Source organism: Martinezella dioscoreae (genome assembly GCF_009176305.1).
GTDB lineage: Bacteria > Pseudomonadota > Alphaproteobacteria > Rhizobiales > Rhizobiaceae > Rhizobium > Rhizobium dioscoreae.
In genome coordinates, this window is record NZ_BLAJ01000015.1 from 1 (window position 1) to 21,044 (window position 21,044).

General features: G+C 56.6%; 17 protein-coding genes and 4 pseudogenes. 14 read left to right on the forward strand and 7 right to left on the reverse strand.

Going from position 1 to position 21,044, the window contains the following annotated elements:
- Positions 1 to 507: hypothetical protein (locus GDN47_RS32170; protein WP_173002596.1), on the forward strand; the 507-nt coding region annotated here is incomplete at its 5' end.
- Between the two features lie 17 nt (positions 508 to 524).
- On the opposite strand, the gene GDN47_RS28775 is transcribed toward GDN47_RS32170, so the two are convergent.
- Positions 525 to 881 carry a response regulator gene (locus tag GDN47_RS28775; protein WP_145634897.1) on the reverse strand — a complete coding sequence of 119 codons (357 nt, stop codon included), beginning with the start codon at positions 879 to 881 and terminating at the stop codon, positions 525 to 527.
- 819 nt (positions 882 to 1,700) lie between these two features.
- Here GDN47_RS28775 and GDN47_RS32485 point away from each other — a divergent pair.
- A pseudogene (locus GDN47_RS32485) lies at positions 1,701 to 2,249 on the forward strand (PAS domain S-box protein); the annotation flags it as partial.
- A gap of 72 nt (positions 2,250 to 2,321) precedes the next feature.
- Here the strand turns inward: GDN47_RS32485 and GDN47_RS32490 are convergent.
- A pseudogene (locus tag GDN47_RS32490) lies at positions 2,322 to 2,675 on the reverse strand (PAS domain-containing protein); the annotation flags it as partial.
- A 447-nt stretch (positions 2,676 to 3,122) separates the two neighbouring features.
- Positions 3,123 to 4,568, reverse strand: coding sequence for a MocR-like pyridoxine biosynthesis transcription factor PdxR (gene pdxR, locus GDN47_RS28785; RefSeq protein WP_113353594.1), 1,446 nt, complete (start codon positions 4,566 to 4,568; stop codon positions 3,123 to 3,125).
- A 69-nt stretch (positions 4,569 to 4,637) separates the two neighbouring features.
- Here pdxR and GDN47_RS28790 point away from each other — a divergent pair, with 69 nt between their 5' ends.
- The 4 genes from GDN47_RS28790 to GDN47_RS28805 all read left to right on the forward strand — a co-directional run bounded on the left by GDN47_RS28790 (position 4,638) and on the right by GDN47_RS28805 (position 7,363).
- Entirely contained in the window at positions 4,638 to 5,366 is a 729-nt protein-coding gene (locus GDN47_RS28790; RefSeq protein WP_113421002.1) for an NAD-dependent epimerase/dehydratase family protein, read from the forward strand.
- A 17-nt stretch (positions 5,367 to 5,383) separates the two neighbouring features.
- Entirely contained in the window at positions 5,384 to 5,944 is a 561-nt protein-coding gene (locus GDN47_RS28795; RefSeq protein ID WP_210386779.1) for a cupin domain-containing protein, read from the forward strand.
- Between the two features lie 269 nt (positions 5,945 to 6,213).
- Complete coding sequence (locus GDN47_RS28800; RefSeq protein ID WP_145651064.1) at positions 6,214 to 6,489, forward strand: alpha/beta fold hydrolase; 276 nt, start codon at positions 6,214 to 6,216, stop codon at positions 6,487 to 6,489.
- A 169-nt stretch (positions 6,490 to 6,658) separates the two neighbouring features.
- Positions 6,659 to 7,363: a DUF899 family protein gene (locus GDN47_RS28805; protein ID WP_145324450.1), complete on the forward strand. Its 705-nt coding sequence runs from the start codon at positions 6,659 to 6,661 to the stop codon at positions 7,361 to 7,363.
- Positions 7,364 to 7,971: 608 nt separating this feature from the next.
- Here GDN47_RS28805 and rtcR read toward each other — a convergent pair.
- Positions 7,972 to 9,576: an RNA repair transcriptional activator RtcR gene (gene rtcR, locus GDN47_RS28810; protein WP_152094758.1), complete on the reverse strand. Its 1,605-nt coding sequence runs from the start codon at positions 9,574 to 9,576 to the stop codon at positions 7,972 to 7,974.
- Positions 9,577 to 9,786: 210 nt separating this feature from the next.
- Between rtcR and GDN47_RS28815 the strand changes: the two genes are divergently transcribed.
- The 3 genes from GDN47_RS28815 (at position 9,787) to GDN47_RS32785 (ending at position 13,834) form a co-directional block, all read left to right on the forward strand.
- Entirely contained in the window at positions 9,787 to 11,343 is a 1,557-nt protein-coding gene (locus GDN47_RS28815; RefSeq protein WP_152094759.1) for a TROVE domain-containing protein, read from the forward strand.
- Between the two features lie 532 nt (positions 11,344 to 11,875).
- Entirely contained in the window at positions 11,876 to 13,282 is a 1,407-nt protein-coding gene (locus GDN47_RS28820; protein ID WP_152094794.1) for an RtcB family protein, read from the forward strand.
- 147 nt (positions 13,283 to 13,429) lie between these two features.
- Positions 13,430 to 13,834 carry a barstar family protein gene (locus GDN47_RS32785; protein ID WP_152094795.1) on the forward strand — a complete coding sequence of 135 codons (405 nt, stop codon included), beginning with the start codon at positions 13,430 to 13,432 and terminating at the stop codon, positions 13,832 to 13,834.
- A 192-nt stretch (positions 13,835 to 14,026) separates the two neighbouring features.
- On the opposite strand, the pseudogene GDN47_RS28830 reads toward GDN47_RS32785, so the two are convergent.
- Positions 14,027 to 14,254: pseudogene (locus tag GDN47_RS28830) on the reverse strand (DUF6429 family protein); the annotation flags it as partial.
- Positions 14,255 to 14,569: 315 nt separating this feature from the next.
- On the opposite strand from GDN47_RS28830, the pseudogene GDN47_RS28835 reads away from it, so the two are divergent.
- Positions 14,570 to 14,845: pseudogene (locus tag GDN47_RS28835) on the forward strand (SOS response-associated peptidase); the annotation flags it as partial.
- Between the two features lie 10 nt (positions 14,846 to 14,855).
- On the opposite strand, the gene GDN47_RS32650 reads toward GDN47_RS28835, so the two are convergent.
- Positions 14,856 to 14,978, reverse strand: a complete 123-nt coding sequence (locus tag GDN47_RS32650; protein WP_267904848.1) for a hypothetical protein — start codon at positions 14,976 to 14,978, stop codon at positions 14,856 to 14,858.
- Between the two features lie 412 nt (positions 14,979 to 15,390).
- Between GDN47_RS32650 and GDN47_RS28840 the strand changes: the two genes are divergently transcribed.
- From GDN47_RS28840 to GDN47_RS28850, 3 genes are all read left to right on the forward strand, one after another.
- A complete protein-coding gene (locus tag GDN47_RS28840; RefSeq protein ID WP_152094760.1) occupies positions 15,391 to 16,416 on the forward strand; it encodes a hypothetical protein in 1,026 nt (341 codons plus the stop codon).
- Between the two features lie 21 nt (positions 16,417 to 16,437).
- Complete coding sequence (locus GDN47_RS28845) at positions 16,438 to 18,102, forward strand: caspase family protein (RefSeq protein ID WP_152094761.1); 1,665 nt, start codon at positions 16,438 to 16,440, stop codon at positions 18,100 to 18,102.
- Positions 18,103 to 18,200: 98 nt separating this feature from the next.
- Complete coding sequence (locus GDN47_RS28850; protein WP_173002597.1) at positions 18,201 to 19,019, forward strand: S1 family serine peptidase; 819 nt, start codon at positions 18,201 to 18,203, stop codon at positions 19,017 to 19,019.
- 67 nt (positions 19,020 to 19,086) lie between these two features.
- Here the strand turns inward: GDN47_RS28850 and GDN47_RS28855 are convergent, their stop codons facing one another.
- Entirely contained in the window at positions 19,087 to 19,818 is a 732-nt protein-coding gene (locus GDN47_RS28855; RefSeq protein WP_152094763.1) for a hypothetical protein, read from the reverse strand.
- A gap of 747 nt (positions 19,819 to 20,565) precedes the next feature.
- Here GDN47_RS28855 and GDN47_RS28860 point away from each other — a divergent pair.
- A complete protein-coding gene (locus GDN47_RS28860; RefSeq protein ID WP_152094764.1) occupies positions 20,566 to 20,874 on the forward strand; it encodes a hypothetical protein in 309 nt (102 codons plus the stop codon).
- The last annotated feature ends 170 nt before the right edge of the window (positions 20,875 to 21,044 follow it).

Here is a 21,044-nt window from a genome sequence, read left to right on the forward strand (position 1 = left end):
CGAGCGGCGGCAGAACGCTTCCATCTCACGCTCAAACCGATCAAAGGCGTCATAGACCCAAGGTTCGTAAAGCTCAGACGCGCCACTACTACCACGCAAGGCACGCGATCGGAGCATCCTGAAACGCCGAAAGTCCGTAAATCGCATCACCTACCACCAAAACGGAGCCCGCTCCATAACATCATCAATTCGGTGGCTGTCCATCCATTAGAAACCCGAAAACTAAAGGTCCCAGCATGTGTTGCAAATTTGACAGCCTTCATCAGCACGCGTTGGCACTTGGCCATCATGGCGTTGCAATTGATCGGCCATTTCGCCGGCTGCGCATTGGATGCATCGCACAAGGCGTCCTGCGTGCACTGTGATCCTCGAAGCCTGCATATGGTGATGGAAGAAGAACTGGGCCCCGAGAACAACTTGAGGTCAGACGAACAGAGCTTTGGTTTCCGATTGATTTCCGACGCATATTGGAAGGCGGGAAGGCCGCAGCAATTCGCGCGTTGCTGAAAGCTAAGCGGCCGCGGTCAATTCGCCATCTTCGAGAGCAGGTCAACCATCTTTCGAGGCTCGTAGGGTTTCGCGAAAAAGACACTACCTTCAGGCATCTCTCTCGCCGCCAGGGGCTGTTTGCCCGAGACCAACACTGTGGAAATCGATGGCCAGCGACGGCTCACTGTCCAAGCGAGCTCGAGGCCGTTCATGCTTCCAGGCATATCGATGTCGGTCATAAGGATCCGAGTATCGGGCGTGCGCTCGAGCAGAGTAATGGCCTCCTCCGCGTTGGTGGCTTCCAACGCTTCGAGGCCAGCTTCCTCAACCAGATCCACCGCCAGCATCCTGAGCAGCGGCTCGTCCTCGACAATCAGAACAAGTTGACGCATTGGGCCCCGCGTTTTCTCGATCGCGTCTAACCTCGGAATGGCGGTCAGGTTCCCCCCTTGCGGGGATCATCGTGAACTCCGGTTCGTCGCGCTGGACCTTCGAACGATTGAATGTCCTCGCCTTTGGTATCGAATAACATCGATGGGCGACGTTTGGTAACGAGTTTATGAGCGACAGCCGGTGTGCCACCGCGATGTCCACCATATTCACGAAATCTAGCGGAGACACCCCCGACTGGATCACATTGTATCCTCCATCGTCTCGCAACGAACATGTGAGGTCGACGGGCGGCGATGGGAACAGGCCAATGGTAAGCTCGATCCGTGTTCGCACCAGTAGACCGTCGAGCCTTCATCTATCCGGTCTTTCAGATGCGCCACGAACGAGACAGCCAGCCGTCAGCCCTCGGCGGGAGGTCACCGGTCATCGACTGAGGCCATCTTCCGTCGGACTTCTTCAAAAATTGGAGATCCTTGTCTATGGTCTGAGCGATCACCGGAACTCAACGCCATTCAAAGATGTGAACGGTGCCCTATGTTAGTGGGGAGATACTTCAAAAACCGGCGCTTCTCACTTGCGAAGCAGCTGGTGTTTTGACGTGTCCGCCGGCGAAGAGATGCTATAAAAAAGCAGAGCTGCATGATTTCTTGCGTTTGCCTCTGTTTTGGCGGTGATGAGAGTGGTTCAGGAGTGTTGCATGGCAAGTTCCGCGGAAGACCCCCCATTGGATGACGGACCCGTCCGCGCCACCCCACGCGTGGCGGGCGAGCGTGCAGCTTCCATCAAATCCCTTTCCGCCAGCCAAGCTGATACACCAAGTGACAGCGGACGGACCCGATCCGCGCGACTGGCTGGCCGCTATTATCGATGGCTCGGATGATGCGATCATCAGCAAGAATCTAAGAGGCATTATCCAGAGCTGGAACCCAGCCGCGACCCGGCTCTTCGGCTATGAGGCGGAGGAAGTGATCGGCAAATCCATCACCATCCTCATCCCCGAGGATCGGCTCGATGAGGAGCCAGCGATCCTCGCCGAGATCCAGCGTGGCATGCGCGTCGAGCACTTCGAGACAGTGCGACGGCGCAAGGATGGATCGTTCATCGACATCTCGCTCACGATTTCACCCATCCGCAACGCGCAAGGCATGATCGTGGGCGCATCGAAGATCGCGAGGGATATTACGGAAAGGCGCCGGACGCAGGCGGAGCAAGAGCTTTTGATGGGAGAGATGCGTCACCGCGTGAAGAATCTCTTTGCGCTCGCGACGGCGATCGTCTCCATCAGCGGACGCTCCACCACGACCCAGGAGGACTTGCTGGCGACGATCCAGGCCAGGCTCTCCTCGCTCGCGCGTGCGCACCAGCTCTTCGGCCGCGACCTCTTCAGCCTTGCGCTGAGAGGTCCGATCGCGCAAGATCTTCACGTATCCGCTCTGCACCCCATCGGTGGCCCTGATAGGGGTCATCGCGCCAGACGCCCAAATGCGGCTCCCATCCTTGCATATACGCCATCCTTCTTGGCCGCCGCCACGGCCGTATGCCAGCGCGTCGCGCATCTCATTTGCCAATATGTCTCGCTGGCGGTCCTGGTCAGTAAACAAACGCTCCAGCGTCTGGCCCAGCATTTCAGCTTCCGTCCAGCCCAGGATGCGGTGCGCGCCTTCGTTCCAGCTCGTCACCTTGCCTTGGAGGTCGGTCGTAATGATCGCCGTATCGACCGCGCTATGGACGATTTGTCGCCATTCAGGCGCAGAAATCGATTCAGGACCGCTGGGCGCTCCGGAATTGTTCATCGAGCTCCTCCCACCCGATGGCAACGGGTTTCAGTCTCCCCACAAAATCGTTCGCGCGTTAACGTCGAGAGCCCACTTTAGTTCCTTCCGTCCAGTTCCTTGGTGGTAGATCGGCGGCGCCATATCGTTCGCGCACCAGCGCTCCTTCTCCATCCAATATTATCAAAATTGCGATAGCCGGAGAGGCAAACAATGAAGCGGGTGTGCGATTTCCAGTCGCCGTGCTCCAGACCTGCGTCCGGGTTTGGCCCTTCGGTTATGGCGTTGAGGGACGGAACATACCCAATAAAGACTGTATAGGCGAGTTCCAGGTCGTTCGGGTGTAGTTCTCCAACAAAGGGAAGAGACGCCTCGTCTCTATGTGCTGCGCAACATACAAGAAGCCGAGCCGCGCAATCCAGCTTCCGTGCTTAGCACGAACAGCCTTTCTTCGTGAGCTACCGGACGTCAAGCTTGCGTAAATTCACCGATGATGGCCTGCAGTGCCTGCCAAGCGGTAGCGGCCGACCACGGCGTCACGTTCGTTACCCCCAGCAGCAGCCCAGGCCGGGAGCGGCTCGCATCCGCATACCAGCTCGACAGGGGTGATGGCCCCAGCCCAAGGTCGCGGGCGCGGCGAGCGATGGCGGCATCATCCGCACCATCCGGAAGACCAAGAATAAGCGCCAATCCGCCCCTCTTCCGGTCCATCAGCGCGGTGCCCGCGATGCCGCTCAAAACTTCGCTCCGTTCCGAATAGAGTCGCCGCATCTTGCGCAAATGCCGAAGGAAATGGCCCTCGGAGAGGAAGGAGGCAACGGCAATCTGGGCCATCGTCGCGGGAGCAGGAGAAAGAAACATCGCCCGGCGGAAAAGCTCGTCCAGCAGGCGGGGAGGCGCCACGAAGAAAGCCAGTCGCAGCGCCGGGCTGATCGTCTTGCTGAACGTCCCCACATGGATGACACGCTCTTCGGCGTCCAGCGAGGCGAGTGCCGGTGCAGCGCGTCCCTTCAGCTGCAATTCACCCAAATAGTCGTCTTCGATGATGAAAGCGTCTGCCGATGCCGCCCAGTCCAGAAGAGCCCGCCGACGGGTGAGCGACATTGTCATTCCCAGTGGGGCTTGCTGTCCCGGCGTTACGACCGCGAGCGATGCGTCGGGGGCGATCGCCATGCCGAACGCCACGTCGAGCCCGTCGCAGTCAACCGGGACGGGCACAACCTCTATGCCTTTCAGCGCAAGTCCGGCCTTTGCCAAAGGGTAACCCGGATCTTCAACCCACGCCTTGCATGGCCGTGCTGCGAGCGTATCGGCAATCAGGCCGAGCGCGGCGGTGAAACCTGTGGTGATGAAGACCTGCTCCTCATGACAGACGACAGAACGGGCCACGGCAAGATAAGCTGCGATCTCGCGACGCAGGGCCAGCTCGCCGCGTGGGTCCGGGTAACTGAGCGGCAGGAGCGCTGCCTTTCGGCCGGCCCGTACCAACAGTCGAGACCAGGTCGTCGCAGGGAACGCATCCTGTGAAGGCACGCCGAGCTGAAACAGGCGCGGCGGCATACCGGGTGTGATCATTCCGAGCGCGTGGAAGGGATCGCGGAGCGACATGCGACGCTCGCCCGCGGTGCGCGGGGGCAGGTGCGCGCTGACCCGCGTTCCCGCGGGACCGTGACTGATCAGAAGTTGGCGGTCGATAAGCCTTTCATATGCGGCCTTGACCGTCCCGCGCGCAACGCCGAGCTGGCTTGCCAGATCGCGCCACGATGGCAGCCGCGCGCCTCCCGACAACCGCCCATCCAGAATGGCGGCCTCGATCGACTGCGTCAGCTGGTCAGTGAGCGTTTTTCCAGATTGCCGATCAACCGTTATGGAGAGGGACCGAACATCCGTGGATGGTACAGTTTTTTTGCCCAATCTTGGTCCTTTTTACTGGATGATAGCGGCCATAGTGTAGCTATACAACGGAGAGGCAAGGAGAATATCGTGCCCAAGACGATTTTTCTGGCGGGTGCCACAGGTGCTATCGGCAGGCGGCTCGTGCCGCAATTGTTGGATGCAGGATATGACGTTTTCGGGACGACACGCTCGTCCGACAAAGCGCGCGACCTTGATGCGGCCGGCGTCCATGCAGTGGTGGTCGACGTCTTCGATCGCGATGCGCTAAAGCGGGCGGTGATAGAGGCAAATCCGGATGTGATCATCCACCAGTTGACCGATCTCCCCCCGGCCGTAGACCCGTCACGAGCATCCGAATTCGCCGCCCGCAATGCGCGCATCCGCCGCGAGGGGACCGCCAATCTTATGCGGGCCGCGATGGCTGCGGGCGCCAAGCGCATTATCGCGCAAAGCATCGCCTGGGCCTATGCTGCTGGGAACGAACCCCATGACGAGTCGGCGCCGCTGGATCTCGCAGCGCCCGAGCCTCGCAGCGTTAGCGTCTCGGGTGTTGCGGCGCTGGAGGCCGCTGTCCTGGGAGAGCCTGAAAGGGTAACCGGTATCGTTCTGCGCTATGGGCGCCTCTACGGCCCCGCGACCGGCGCGGACTTCCCCGATGCCACGCTCGCCGTCCATGTGGACGCGGCGGCCCGCGCGGCAATGCTTGCAGTCAAGGCGGGAACGCAGGGCATCTACAATATTGCCGAAGCGAGCCCAATGGTTACCTCTGCGAAGGCTATCCGCGAACTCGGATGGACGCCGGAGTTCCGGATCTGAAGCCCCCTGAGCTATCATTGAAATCCCTGTCGCCGATGAGATACTCCATGCTGAAACCAAACGTTTATTCAATCTTCGGCTCGGTCGCGGAGAACAGCGCGATCTCGTCATCTATTTCGATGACCTTGGGAACCGTCGCCGTGCTTGCTTTATTCCTGGGCATTACCGCTTTCCGGAGCGGCGAGGCCGATCCAGGCCCTGCTCAGCATCATATGTCCGAAACCTCCGATCCGGCGGCCGCCGGACGACCCCAGACCACAGTGAGGCCAATTTCCTGCGAGCCATTGCCGAACGTGCCGGGTAAGTCACTGACCGTCGCGGTCGTCGATTATCCACCCAACGCCTATCCGCCACGTCATCGGCATCCTGGCTCGGTCTCGGCCTTCGTGCTGAAGGGGACCTTGCGCTCTCAGCTTGAAGGTGGCCCGGCCGGGACCTATCGCGCGGGCGAAACCTGGTTCGAGCCACCCGGAACTGCGCATCTTTTTGCAGAGAACGTCAGCAAGACCGAGCCCGCTGAGTTGCTGGCGACCTTTGTCGCCGATAGTGACTGCGGGCCGCTGGTAATACCCGATTGACGATCTCCTTTGACGTCGTTTGGATTACATTTGTCCGAGCCTCGCTTCATCAATGAATCAAGGTAATATGCCACCTGGACCCTCACGTGACATCAACGCCGCGTATGCTAGGTTAGAAGAAGCACCGCGTTGGGCTACCATATAGCATTGCCGGCAATCGGCAGCGTCAGCTCTCTTTGGTTGTCGAAGGCGCTCGCACGTGATTGATCTCCGCATGAGCCACGACCGGCGACCTTTGCCAGATCTCAGAAGGAAGCGTGAAGATGGGGATGGTCCTAATTCCAGGATTCATGCTCGACGCCGACCTCTGGCGTGACGTTGAACCCGAGCTGGCGGCATATGGCCCAATCATCCATGCCGACCTATCGCAGGACTCGTCAACCGCTGAAATGGCGAGTCGTGCTATTGCTGTGGCGATGGCGGAAATGGTGCTGGTCGGCTTCTCGATGGGAGGCCACATGGCCCTTGAAATTGTGCGCCAGGCGTCCGAGCGTGTTATCGCGCTGATTCTGATTGCCACCTCTGAGCAAGGCGACCGCAACTGAAACCGAAAAAATTCGAGCTCTTGTCGAGAACGGATCGCCTCGTACGTCTATTTCAAGTGAGGGCGTGGAAAACCATCATGCGCGCCCGCCGATTTCCGACGACAAGCATGGGATGGCCGAATGGAGGTCGTCTCGCGAGACGGTCGGAATAGATCCAAGGAGCAGGCACATGGACATGAGCGAATTGAGACCCGCAAAGGAACTGGCCGCAAAACGTGTGAGCAAGTTCACGAACGAAACTCCGGAATACGCCGAGGCAAGGACGGCCCTGCTGGCGGAGGAAATCGAAGTCCGGCGACATCTCACGAGGCTTGCGGAGCAGCGCCGGCGCCTGCCTTCAGGTCCCGTCGTTGAGAAGAACTATCGCTTCAAGGATGAGAACGGCGACGAGGTCGGTCTCGCGGACATGTTCGGTCACCACGATACACTAGTGACGTACTTCTGGATGTTCGGCCCACAGCGCGAACGGCCCTGCCCGATGTGCACGAACTTTCTTGGCGGAGCGAACGGCAACGGCGCCGACATCAAGCAACGGGTTGCCTTCAAAATCATCGGTCGCAGCCCGGTGGCACGACAACGCGCCTTTGCCATCGAACGCGGCTGGCGCGACTTGGACTTCGTCCAGACCGTCGGCGACGACTACGCCCGTGACCTAGGCCTGCTGAATGACAACGGATCTGAAAATCCAGGATTCACCGTCTACCAGAAGGATGGGAAAGATATCCGCGTCTTCTACAATGGCGAGATGCCGACCGAAGCGGCGGATCCTGGCCAGGATCCAAGGGGCGCAGTCGATATCGCACCACTCTGGAACATTCTGGACATGACGCCAGCCGGCCGCGGCACAGACTGGTACCCGAAGCTCAATTACTGAGCACGATCATTGTAGTCGTTGGTCTCATGCTACGAGTCAGAAGTCAGATGGAACGACAGCGGCACCACCTCCTTCTTTGAACCGCGGTAAGATGGATGTCGATCCAGCATGCGGGGCGCCGTGAGGCCGGATGTGGAGATCCGACCCGATCTCGTGTACCCGAGCTGTGGACCGACCGCCTGGATTAGCGCGGCGTTGATGCGCAGGCAGGTGATCATCGTTACCTTACGACGCTTGAGGGCATCTGCCAGAGGAGCTACGGGACCACGCGCCAGGTGTCGTGCTCGAGCATCGCTCTGGAGCGTTCGCCGTTGCCCGCGCCGGACGACTTAGAGCGCGCGCGAGAAATCTGGACATGGTGCGTGGCCCCTATCGCACAGCGTTGGTACGCCAGTCATCGCGGTGGAGTCTGAAGCCATGCGTTGAGTCGACAGACAATGATCGCGAAAAACATTGTCTCGCTCTTGATAGGGATCGATCCTACAACCCGGCGATTTAGACAACTCACGAGCCTGCTATGCCTTTGAGAATATTATATTTAGATCAGGCTGACCTATGCAGCTCACCTTTCGGCTTTTTGGAGAGAAGCACTGCCGAGCCTGCCGCCGTTACCGCTGTTTGACGTCCTCAAATCTGATGCCGAAGCGCGCGAGGTATTTCGTCAGGCGATCTGCGTCATTGCTGCTTTTCTTTTCCAATCGCGAGATGGCGAAGAGAGCTCTTCCGGCAGCGCTCGCCGTCGTATGCTCGCGGCAGCTGTGAAGAACGGCCGCAAGCTGCACCGCGTCGAAGCGGTCGAGGCGCGCGGCGACCTCCGCGCCCAGCACGCCCTCAAGGATCAGATCCGTTCCGTCGTCCTCGCTCGCACGGCGCCAAAACGCATTCAGCCGCTGGATTTCGTCGTCAACGACATCGCCCGTGATGCGCCCATGTGGGGCGAGCGTCGCCATGCGTGTCACCGAGGCGGACAGATCGCGAAAATTCGCACTCCAGACGGCTTGTGGGCCGGTCGCAAACGTCAAATAGCGTTCGCGGGCCTCCCTGTTGAAGGTGATATTCTCGCCTTCCCGCTCCAGATAGCGCCTGAGTTCGAAGTCGAGATTGGGCTCAATATCCTCCTTGCGCTCGCGCAATGCCGGCAGCTGGAAAGTCCAGAGATTGAGCCGGGCGTAGAGGTCCTCGCGGAAGCGTCCCTTGCGAACATCTTCGCCGAGATCGCGATTGGTGCCAGCAAGCAGCTGGAAGTCTGCCGCAACCTCCCGATCGGCGCCGACCGGCAAAAATCTCTTTTCCTCGATCGCACGTAGGCACATGGCCTGCTCATCGAGGCCGAGTTCGCCAATCTCATCAAGGAACAAGACACCCTTATCGGCAGATTTCAGAAGACCCGCGCGCTCGCTGGCAGCACCGGTAAAGGCGCCCTTCACATGACCGAACAGCGCCGACATGGCCTGGTCGCCACGCAATGTTGCGCAGTTGACCTCGATGAACGGGCCGGTGATTTTCCGTTGGGCCTTCTTCAGCTCGTAAATGCGGCGGGCAAGCTGCGACTTGCCGGCTCCGGTCGGTCCGGTCAGGAGAACCGGTGCGGTGGAGCGGATCACCACTCTCTCGATCTCATCGATCATCCTGTTAAAGGCGGCATTGCGGGTCGATATGCCGGACTTGAGGAAGGAGGCTGCATCCTCTCGCTCCGACGCGAAACGCTTGGCGATCTCGTCGTAACGGGAAAGATCCAGATCGATGATCCGGTGGGTACCGACGACATCCTGTTCCCCCTCCCGATCGCGTGGCGGCGAGAGCTGCAGCAGCCGGCCTGGAATGATGCGCGCCTCGGTCAGCAGGAACCAGCAGATCTGTGCCACATGCGTGCCGGTGGTTATGTTGACGAGATAGTCTTCCGTATCGGGATCAAAGCTGTAGCCGCGAGCAAAGTCCCTGAGGTTTGTGTAAACCTCGGAGAAATCCCACGGATCGCGGAAGTTTATGACATTGCTGCGCACTTCCGTTGCCGGCGAAACTGTTCCTATGTCGGCGATGATGCGATGGCTGAGCGGCTGTGCATGATTGTCGTGGATCAGTTCCAGCCGATCGATAAAGAGCCCTGGCTGTTGACAGAGCGCGACGGTCGGGCGCCAGCGGCTCCAGCGATTGTTCCATTTCCCCGCATCCAGGGTCGTTCCCAATATACTGATGGCGACGCGCCGCTTCATAGCTTATCCAAAAATATAAGACTCTATAGAAATAGATAATATCTTTCAGACCTCAGATTTCGCAACCGCAGACTTCTCCAGCAGCATCAAAAAATTTTATTACATTAAAACAAATGGATAAAAGAAATATTCTCGCCGCCCGCGCTCATTTCCCCAAACTGGCACGCCGCTTGAAAGGTATCTGGCACGAACGAAACAAGAGGTGCCGTCATGGTCAACAAGGCAATCTTCAAATCCTACCTGGGGAAGCTGCTCCCGGGCACGGACACGAACAATCACGCAGCTGCCCCCGCCTATCGGCTGACGCCCCGCGAAGCGCTGGCGCAATATGCCGTCACAGGTACGTTCAACAGCACCTTCTATGCGGAAGGTGCTGAGCAGCTGGAGATGGTGAAGGCGCTTGCTCTTGAAGTCGAGCCGGAATTCCTCGCCAAGGTGGCTGTCTATGCGGCCGAAAAAGGTCACATGAAGGATATGCCGGTGACGTTGCTTGCAATGCTCTCCAGCCTTCAGAGCGATGCCTTTGCTCGTGCATTCCCGCGGGTGGTCAAGAGCAGCAAGATGCTGCGCGGCTTTGTGCAGGTCATGCGCTCCGGCGCTACGGGCCGCAAGTCGCTCGGCACGCGGCCGAAGAAGGCGGTGCAGGCATGGCTCGACCGGGCCAGCACGGAACAGGTTCTGCGTGCGATGGTCGGCAACGACCCTTCGCTCGCCGATGTCATCCGCATGGTGCATCCGAAGCCGGCGACGGAGGAACGCAAGGCGCTCTACGCCTGGGCAATCGGCAAGCCGCATGACCATGCGGCGCTGCCGGAACTCGTCAGGGCATTGGAGGCTTTCCGGCGGGACCAGACCGGCGCAGTTCCGGACGTGCCGTTCCAGATGCTGACTTCGCTGACGCTGACACGGAAGCATTGGGTCGAGATCGCCCGCAAGGGCGGCTGGCAGATGCTGCGGCAGAACCTCAATACCTTTGCGCGCAACGGCGTGTTCGAGGTCAAGGGTTTTGCAGAAGCGCTGGCGGCGCGGCTTGCCGATCCGGATGAAGTCCGCAGGGCAAAGGTCTTCCCCTATCAGCTCATGATGGCGTGGAAGATGGTCGATGGCCAGGTTCCGGAGGTCGTGCGGGATGCGCTGCAGGATGCGATGGATATCGCCATCTCCAACGTTCCGCCGCTGACGGGCGATGTGGTGCTCTGCCCCGACGTGTCCGGCTCCATGGGTTCGCCCGTGACCGGCTACCGGAAGGGCGCGACCTCCTCGGTCCGCTGCATCGATGTCGCAGGTCTGATGACCGCGGCGTTCCTGCAGCGCAACCCGAAAGCAAGGGTGCTGCCGTTCGAAAACGACGTGGTGCATGTCAGCCTCAACAAGCGGGATTCGGTCATGACCAATGCCGAAAAGCTCGCGAAGATCGGCGGCGGCGGAACCAACTGCTCCGCGCCTCTGCGCAAACTGGCAAACGAGAAGGCCAAGGTCGATCTCGTCGTGTTCATCTCGGACAACGAATCCTGGGTGCATGCACGTGGGAACGGTCAGCCGACCGCCGTGATGACGGAATGGGCAAGGATCAAGCGACACAACCCGGCTGCAAAGCTGGTTTGCCTCGACATCCAGCCCCATGCCACGACACAGGCGCCGACCCGCGTCGACGTACTCAACATCGGCGGCTTCTCCGATGCCGTCTATGGCGTGATCGCGGCTTTCGCGGCCAACGGTCAGGGTGCGGACGGCTGGGTGAACGCCATCGAGGCGATCGAGCTCTGACGAGCTCGTCAAAAGCAATAGCTTCGCGTCGCGAATGGCGCGAAGGCCGTGACGAATGCCGGATGAAACTACAGATCGTTACTCTCCAGGTCGCGGGTTCGAATCCCGTCGGGTCCTCCACATTCTATGGACTCGTAGCTCAGCGGTAGAGCAGGACGTTTCACCACACCTCGTCGTCACGGACGAATGGAAATGACATGGCGAATGCAAAAGGGAACTACATGGCCGCGGCAGGTTCGAACCCTGCAAGGGGATCGCGCATCCTCACTGGAAGCGGGAAGTTTCCTTGTCCACTAGTCGCCATGACCGAATGCAGCGGCGAATGCCGGGCGGAACTACAGCCACCAAAGTTGGATGGTCTGGCAGGTTCGACTCCTCCTGGGCATACGCTCTCTGGCACGAGCGGGGCCATCCGGTTTCGTCCACCCTCGTCGCCGCTGCATCGATCGCATACAGATCCTCGCTCTGCGGGGGCAAAGAAACACAATTGAACAGAAGGACTGCAGACGCAGAAAAGACAATGACAACGGTAATGAGCGGACAGGATTTGATCGATGCCGGCATGAGCCAGGGGAAATGGTTCCGCCCAGCCCTCGACGCCGCCAATTCGGTTTTGAGCAACGGCGGCTCGATGGCGGATGCAATGGAAGCGGCAAAGGCTTTCCAGCCTGGGCCAACACTCGCCTTGCGGGCCGACAGCGATATCGAGATCTATTCCAACATCCGCGCCGAGAACGCTTTCGAGCAGGACAATGTCGAAAAGGTCCACGCGACGATGCGCGCATTGGTGCGCACGCCTGTCGTCCGGTCCGCGGCAATCATGCCCGACGCGTGCCCCGCAGGTCCGATCGGTACGATACCGGTCGGCGGCGTGGTTGCTTCCGAAGCGATCCATCCAGGCATGCATTCGGCTGATATCTGCTGCTCGATGGCGATATCGATCTTTCCAGGCGTCGATCCGAAGTCGTTGCTGGACGCCGTGCATGCCGTGACGCATTTCGGTCCGGGCGGACGTCCGCGCGGCGCGCAGTTCAGGCCTTCCGAGGCGACCCTATCGGCTTTCGAGCAGAACCCATATTTGCGCGATGGAGCGCTGAGCGCCGGCATCGAGCACTTCGCGACCCAGGGCGACGGCAACCATTTCGCCTATGTCGGAGCCATGAAGTCGACCGGCGAAACGGCGCTCGTCACCCATCATGGATCGCGAGCTCCCGGTGCACGGCTCTACGACAAGGGCATGAAGGTCGCCAACCGGTTTCGCGAACAGCTCTCGCCCGAGACCCATCGCGAGAATGCCTGGATCCCGGCGGAAACCGAGGAAGGCGACCTCTACTGGTCGGCCTTGCAGACCATCCGTCAGTGGACGAAGGAAAACCATTATGTCCTTCACGACATGGCGGCGGGAAAACTCTCGGCCAAGGTCGCCGATCGCTTCTGGAACGAGCATAACTTCGTTTTCCGAAAGTCGGACGGGCTGTTCTACCACGGCAAGGGTGCAACGCCGGCGTTTGACAATTGGGCACACGATGCGACCGATCTGACCATCATTCCGCTCAACATGGCGGAACCGGTACTCATCGTTCGCGGAACGAATGCCGCTCATGGTCTCGGCTTCTCGCCGCATGGCGCGGGCCGCAACTTCTCGCGCAGCGCGCATATGCGGCAGCTGTCGGCGGAGTACGGAGCAGATTCGCGTGGGCTCAGCTCGAACAACATCGCGGCAATCCTGGAAAAGGAGACAAGCGGCCTCGACGTGCGCTTCTTCTCGGGCTTCGCGGACGTGTCGGAGCTGCCGAGCGCCTACAAGAGCGCCGCCAACGTGCGGGCACAAATCGAACATTACGGCCTTGCCGAAGTGGTCGACGAAGTGATCCCGTTCGGGAGCATCATGGCGGGTGATTGGCAGAAGAATGCGCCTTGGCGGAAGAAACGCCAATAAACATCGGGAAAGGCGGCGAGTTCGCCTTTCCCGCATACAGCACGATTACAATATCGCAGCGGGGCGGAGCTCGATCGAACGCAGGACGTCCAATGACGGCGAAGGGCAATGTTCCGCAATTCGTCTGGCAACTATGAGAAAGTTCACATGACAACCGAATACGTGATCGACGGTTCTCAGATAACATCGCTGGAGTCGTTTTACGACGAGATCAGCCGAGTGCTGATCCCTGACGCTTACTGGGGAAGAAATCTTGATGCCTTTGACGACATTCTACGAGGTGGCTTTGGAACGCCTGATGAAGGTTTCACGATCAGATGGTCTCGCTCGGATGGATCGAAGGAAAGACTGGGTTATCCCGAGACCGTGAGGCAACTCGAGCGCCGTCTGCAACGATGCCATCCCAGTAATCGAGACCATATTCGCCAGGAACTTGGTGACGCCCGTGCCGGCATAGGCCCGACAGTGTTTGATTGGCTTCTCTGGATCATTCAAATCCATGGCCCTGGTGGTGAGGAGGAGGCCGACAATGTTCGGCTGGTGTTGGAATAGTTGGATTGCGTGGGAAAGTGTCGCTCGGCATTTAATCACGGATTGGCATGACGCTGGAACCTTTGCGACTGACCCAGTCGCCTTCGGGCGGATAGTGTGAACCGGCGCGATGATTTGGGGAAAATCGGCGTCATAAGCTATTGATGTTTCAAAAATGGGCGGGTCATTCGGCAACGCCGATTCACACATTATCGGCTGCCGCATAAACAGCTTGCGAAACAGTTCCTCGGATCGGCACAGACCCTCGTCCGTCAGCACCAACGACTTCGACTTGTTCACCGGATCTCCGATCAGGCCTTTCTGATGCAAGCGATCCGTGGTCGCCCAGTCAAAACCCTTCCAGGCGCAACGCTCGTTGTGAAGTGTCAGCCACAGCAGTGCCAGGACGGTATCGTCGATTTTGTCCTCATCGATCTCCATGAACCGACGTTACCACGCGAGCCCCATTGAGTCCTGCGGCCCACCTCGGATGCATACATGGGTGCTCAGCCGGCGAATGGATCAGCCGCAAATACAAATCGGGTCAAAACGATGCGAAACAGAACAACTAAGTGGCCGAGTGTCATAATTAAACTTATCTGATTTTTAGCCGGCTAATTGCATGCGTTCCGCTTTCGAAGTCGATGATCAAACGATTTCAATGACTTGCCTTGGTGATCTTGTGGCCTGCATGGATGCTCTTAGCAGCCGCCCCTCACCGATCGGCGCCGTCTTTATCATCTCAGATATCCCCGCCGCCCGATCAAGGATGGATTCACGACCGACGATCTCTACGATTTTCTGACAACCGAGCCGAACAATCTCGTCAAACCCATTCATGACAAGGCCATGCCGGTGCTGCTGCTGACGAGGGAAGAGACCGACGTCTGGATGAGGGCGCCGTGGGATGAGGCGAAGGATCTAGCCAGGCCGTTAGCCGATGAGGCGCTGACTGTCACATCGCGCGAACCCTATGGATCGACGATCGTAACCAAGGAAGGCGAACTGGTCGACCGGCCGGAATTGCCGTAGCGGGCAGCCATCAATGCAGCGATGCCTGTTCCGACACGAGCAACTCATACACCACTGCATCGGCGATCTCACCGAGCCTGCGCCAGCCGTAAAGCTCACGTTCGCTCACCCGCTCCTGGATCGCGGCCAGCATCCAGCCAGCCGCATCACCCGCCTTCCCACAACCGTTAAAGTGCCTGAGGCACGTCTCGATAGCAGGCCGAGCCGGGTTGGCCTGCCACGGAACTTTCACCCAGCGGCGGCGACTAGAGCCCGGCGCTTAAACGAGCAGTTGGCGAACTGCATCATCCATAGCTTCTAGAACAAAATCTATACGCATTTCGCGTAGAGCATGAGATTCCCCATCGAATTCATTAAAGCATCATCACAATAGCTAACTTTCCCCGCCCAAACGGGGTATCAGTTTGGCTGTCAAAATAGACTTCTGGAACACCAAGGTGCAAACACATTAATCGCTCTATTGACTAAAATCTCTTATTATCTCAGATTGCATCGATACGGATGCCTATTCTATTCGCAGTATACTATTACCTTGGGGGAATATAATGCGACTTAAGAGACGGGAATTCCTTTATAGAACCTGCGCGATCACCATTTTCTCAACGAATTTTACGCTAATCCCTGGTCGATCCAACGCGCAATATTCCTCGCAAAAAACCCTAGATCTTTCAATTAAATTGGACGATCTCGAAAGCAGAGCAGATTCTCTTGCCCTGCCGCCCGCCAAATCGCCGCTACCAGAGAATATTAGCCCGCGTTCTGAACTCGCCACCGACAATGCATATCTGAACGGAATGCCCAGGCTTCTACAGCTTATTGAAAGAGCCGAAGGGGATGCCCGAGCCGCTAGCTTGGCGGACAATGCTTCGGTGTATCTCAGTGATCTAACGCGTGATGAACATAGCTTTACTGCGCGCAATCCTAATCCGCAGCAGCCGCGAAAAATCCCGGCAACTTCCTCGCCGCCTCAAAGCCTTCCGAAAAGTGTGCCCAGCGCATCCAAACCTAATGCCGCTGAATACCGGAGCCTCTATGATAGCTGTGAAGTCAAGGCTGAACGCGCGAGCAGCGTTGACTGGCATATAAGACAGCTTGGCATCGGAAGAACGCAGTATGAGCAGCTGTCGAGCATCACTGGCGTCCCATGGTTCTTTATCGGCATTGTCCATGCACTGGAGGCGAGTTTCAACTTCAAAGCCCATCTCTACAATGGGGACGTTCCGCTTTCCCAAGTTACGCGACATGTCCCCAAAAACAGGCCGAGGAATTGGGCGCCCCCGTATACGTGGCAAGCTAGCGCCAAGCACGCACTCGAGGATGAAGGCTTTGCCACGCAACACGGCTGGACGCTTGAAGATATGTTGTATCGGTTCGAGCTGTATAATGGTCTCGGTTATCGTAGAAAGGGAATCCGAATTCCCTCCCCGTATCTGTGGAGCTTCTCGAACCATTACCAAAAGGGAAAGTTTGTCGCCGACGGAACGTGGGATGCAAACGCGGTGTCACAGCAGTGCGGAGCGGCTGTAATGCTGAAATATCTCGAGAAGGGGAACCTTATAGCCAAGCTGTAACTCATATGTGCCAGGTGCAGTATGTGGAAAGTTTCTAGGTTTTTACTTGTTGGCATAACTTTGACGCCGCTCGGCATTACAAGTGCTTGGGCAGGCGATGGCGATCTCGTGATGCGAGAGCCTAAGCATTGGGCGCTCGTCATCACTAACGATGATTATCAGAATTTGGATAAGCTGCCGAGTGCTATAGCCGACAGCAAGGGGATGTTTGACGCCCTAAACCAGGCCCACTTCGACGTTACGACTGCCTCGAACCTCCGCAACTACTCGGATTTTGACAAGGTACTCCGGGACTTCGCGCGTAAGGTAGACGAAGACGACCTCGTAGTGGTGTACTTTAGTGGTCATGGCTTCATATATGCCGGTAGCAGCTATATCGTGGGTACCACAATGCCGCAACCAATGAGCAAAGGCGATATATTAAAATCTGCGTTGGCCAGCGAAACAATTCCTGACTACTTTAACATAGCTAAGCCCGGGGGTGTCGTTTTACTGATCGACGCTTGTCGATCTCTTGGCGCGATCAAGACAGATCCGCAATCTGTTGAGGTGAATAAAGGTTCGCAGACACAGCTTTCCCAGAAAAGTCATTTCTTCATGGGACTTGCCACAAAGGATGGCGCCACTGCTGCGGGCTACGAGCAAAAAGAGGTCATGAGCTTATATACCAGCGCAATCGTATCCTATATTGCCAAGCAAGACGCAGAATTTAAAGATGTATATCAGGATATTGGCGTAAAAGTTCTTCTCAACTCCACCCAGCAGGGAGCTCCGCAAGAACCGGGTGTCTACGGATATTGGTATGAAAAGATTTATATGAACCCTACGCAGAAAACCTATGATGGCGACAAGGAAGCCTGGCTGTCGGCGCTTAACGAGAAGAAGGCTGAAACAGTCAAGGTTTTTATCGCGCGATACGCATTAAGTCCCTACGTCCGCGCCGCGAAGGCGTGGCTTGATAAGAATGGTGATGAGGAGACGGCACAAGCATATACTGGTGTGTCGCCTCGAGATGTGGAGACTGCATTCAATGCAGCAACGCAGGACGAGCAAGCGGAAGTCAACCGCTCATTGAGCTCGCTCGGATTTGACCGAATTCAGAATTATCAAGGAGGCCTTCTCGAAGATGCACTTCCGCATGAGACTTCCACCAACGTTCCAATCTCTGCCGAATCACGAATTGTGCTTAAGAATTTTAATGTCAGGGCAGCGCCGGGACTGAATAGTAAAGTTGTGGGAAAGCTTGCGAGTATGGATCGCGTCCTGGTGAAAGATTACATAACCAACGGATCAGATACCTGGGCTAAGATTGGGGCACCGAAACTCGGAGGAAACGATGCTTATATCAAAGTCAATCCGACACCATCAGATCAGAAGATCGTTCTTGGGCGTCCCATCGGTGATTTTGTGATACCGACAAGCACGGAAAGCTCGTCCTTGGTTTCTGGGAGTGCGATCGATGACATGATCAACCAGCTCAAACAGTCTGGCAAGACGATAACATGGATTTCGCTGTCGGCTGGCGCGACTGAAGATCCTGCCTTGGCATCAGACCGATTGCTACAACTTGCAAATGCCAAGTACCTGCTGACTCAGCAAGGCATTAGTAGCAAAGCGATCACATCCGTTGCCGCCAGCCCGGAAGTGACTGGAAACGGTGTGAGAATGAAGGTTTTAGGCTACTGATCTTCGATATTTGAGAGCAAGAGATGCGACCACCCGGATTGTGCTTTTCAGCCTTCTTCATGATAGCAAGTCCCGCGCTTGCAACGCCCCCAGCTGTCATGGATCAAACCGTCTTAAGCAGCAAAAACTTCCTGTTGATGCCTCCCGAATTCCAAGCGGCCGTTGCTGCCTACATCGAGAAACGAACGCCGAAAATTGTTGGAGGTATCGCCGCATCAGCAGGCCAATACTCGTGGCAGGTGTCACTGGGAGCGTCCTGGGTGCCAGATCGCTTCAAAGCCCATTACTGTGGTGGGTCCATCATAGCGGAGCAATGGATCTTGACCGCAGCTCATTGCGTTGCCGGCTTGAAACCGGACGACATAACGGTCAGCAGCGGCTCGATCCTGCTCGGTTCGAAGATAAATGTCACCAAGGTACAAGCAATTATCGTCAATGATGCCTATCGAAAAGTCGAAGACGGTGATGATATCGCTCTCCTGAAACTTGCCTCGCCCTTAAAGTTCGACCGCTATACTAATCCCGTCGCATTGGCCAACACTCAAGCGGATGAGCGTGTAGCCAAGCTTGTTGAGGATCATGCAAAGCCCCTTCTCGTCGTAACCGGGTGGGGTAGCGACGGAGAAGTCAATAAAGTTCGGAGGCTCAATTACGCTGAAGTGCCATATGTCGATGTTGACGATTGCCATTACCCTACCCTCGATTCCACAAGAATGTTGTGCGCAGGCTTTAAATTGGGAGGAGTGGATTCTTGCCAAGGCGATAGCGGAAGTGGATTGACGATAGATTCCAACGGCTCTCAACCAACTTTAGTGGGGATTGTGAGCTTTGGTGATGGTTGTGCACTCCCGGGAAAACCTGGCGTCTATACGAGGGTGAGTCACTACACGAAATGGATTGCTACGCAACGCCAGTGAGATTTGGCGGGACGCTCGCAATTCTGTAGAAGAGACGTACGAACGGCTATGCGTCTGCAGCGCATTCTCACTGACTTAACTTGTAGGTTGGAAGCGCTAGGGAGGTCGAGCCGGCCGGCGGACGGCGCGGTAGCTGTAGAGACCGGGCTTGGTCAGCGCTTTGGCCCGTATCCGTACCCGTCTGTGTCGGCTTCGCGGCAGAAATCGCGCTTCTAACATTCGAATCTATGTTCACCGGAGAACAATAGGACGCAAAGGTCCGCACGACATCAGTTGCGATGCAGTAGCTTGCGGTGGAATAGGGGTCGCCCTTAATTCGCTCAACCACCTGCAATGTTCGCGTATCTGCCAGATAGGCATTCATCATCGCGCGCAGCTGCGGATAAATTTCCTGAGCAAAGGACGCAAACGCGTATTCATTATTATAACCACTGATTATCTGACGAACAAATTCTGAGGCGGCGGCAATTACTGCTACAGGCTTGGTTGCATTCGACATTGTCGCGGCAAGGATGAGTGCTGCTTGCGAATTGGCGGTTGCAATCGAACTGCCGGCAAATCTGGAATCTCGGTTCGTATTCATCAATGCAAGCATATAATTATCACATTGCAGACGCGCGGCACCTATCCCGGCGACATAAAAATCGTACGCAGAATAAGATCTCGATCCATCTGGGACAGAACAAGAATTCTTCATATAGGCACGAACAGTTGCCGGGGTAACAGTCGCACCATTTTTCAACATGTCCGCACTGCATCCGGATAGAAATACTGCGGCCACTAAAAGAATAATCTTCATGACACCCCCGCCAATCATGCCGATAAATAATAATATTCGGCGAATTTATTTAGTCAATCGCGAAAGAACTTTCTGAATCTCATATATCCAAAGCAATGGAATAATAGCATCTACGGAGATCAAAAAACTAGAAGGACAGCCTTAGCCTCCAAAATTCGAAGTTCGCGTTTACTTCTTCATTGGGCTTGCTCGCAATCACCCAAGAAACTCCGTGAAAACGCTTCTGATCTCCGGTTTACCTTCGCAGCTGGCGCCTACGCGGACGGCAGGCTCAACTGCCAGCGATCATGCCTCGAATAGAGTTTGCCAACGACCACCGCCATTCGAACTCCTCGACGCGGATCCGCGCCTGTAGTTACTTCCAACGCCCGTCGATCTCGATACTGTTTTAGTCGAGATGGCTTGGCACATCCGTTGCCGCCACGATCTCGCCCACAGGTGATTGCATTCAGTGATAGCTGAACTGGAAAAGGAAATGGCTATTGCGAAAATCTTCTAGAGATTCCTGCGACCCGATTAGCATTGGTGACGGCCCGAGTGATCGCATAAAGACCAACCGCCTTGAAAGGAGCTGAGCCATCGACCACTGCATGCGCAAGTTCGAAATGGTGCACTCGCTAAACACTCAATTAACAATGAAGCTCGGCACGCCTTCAAATAGAGACAATTTATAAAACCATGAATTGCAATTTCTGCGACAATATTTTATATAAGAAAATGTGAATTTGCTCATTTGGGAGACACACCATGGTCGATCGCATAATAGCAGGCACAATCAATTCAGATGGGAGCGTAAAATACGGCAGCGGCTTTAGTGTCAGCAGACCGAGTGAAGGCCACTTCATGATTTCATTTCGGCCCGCTTTCAGCCAAATCAACGGTGCATCGGCAACGGAAATTTACGATGGCGATACGCGCGACAACGCTGTGATTATTTCGCTCAGCAGTACCGATCTTTACGTCAAGGTGGGAGATAGCCACGGCGATGCGAAAAATCGGGATTTTACCTTCATCGCCTCTGGGATCGGTGAAGTTACTGCCGCAAAATCTAGCTAATTCAGTATCGAGCCAAACCCATGGCTCGTGAAAATTACGTGCATTCTCAAATTATAAAAAAGGAACAGGCGCATTTTTGCACACCTGTTTTGGCGCCTAGTCGGTAGTCAAAGTGCGGGCAAACCGTCCTTTTTATCTGCGCATACCTGAAACCAATCGAACATGACGTT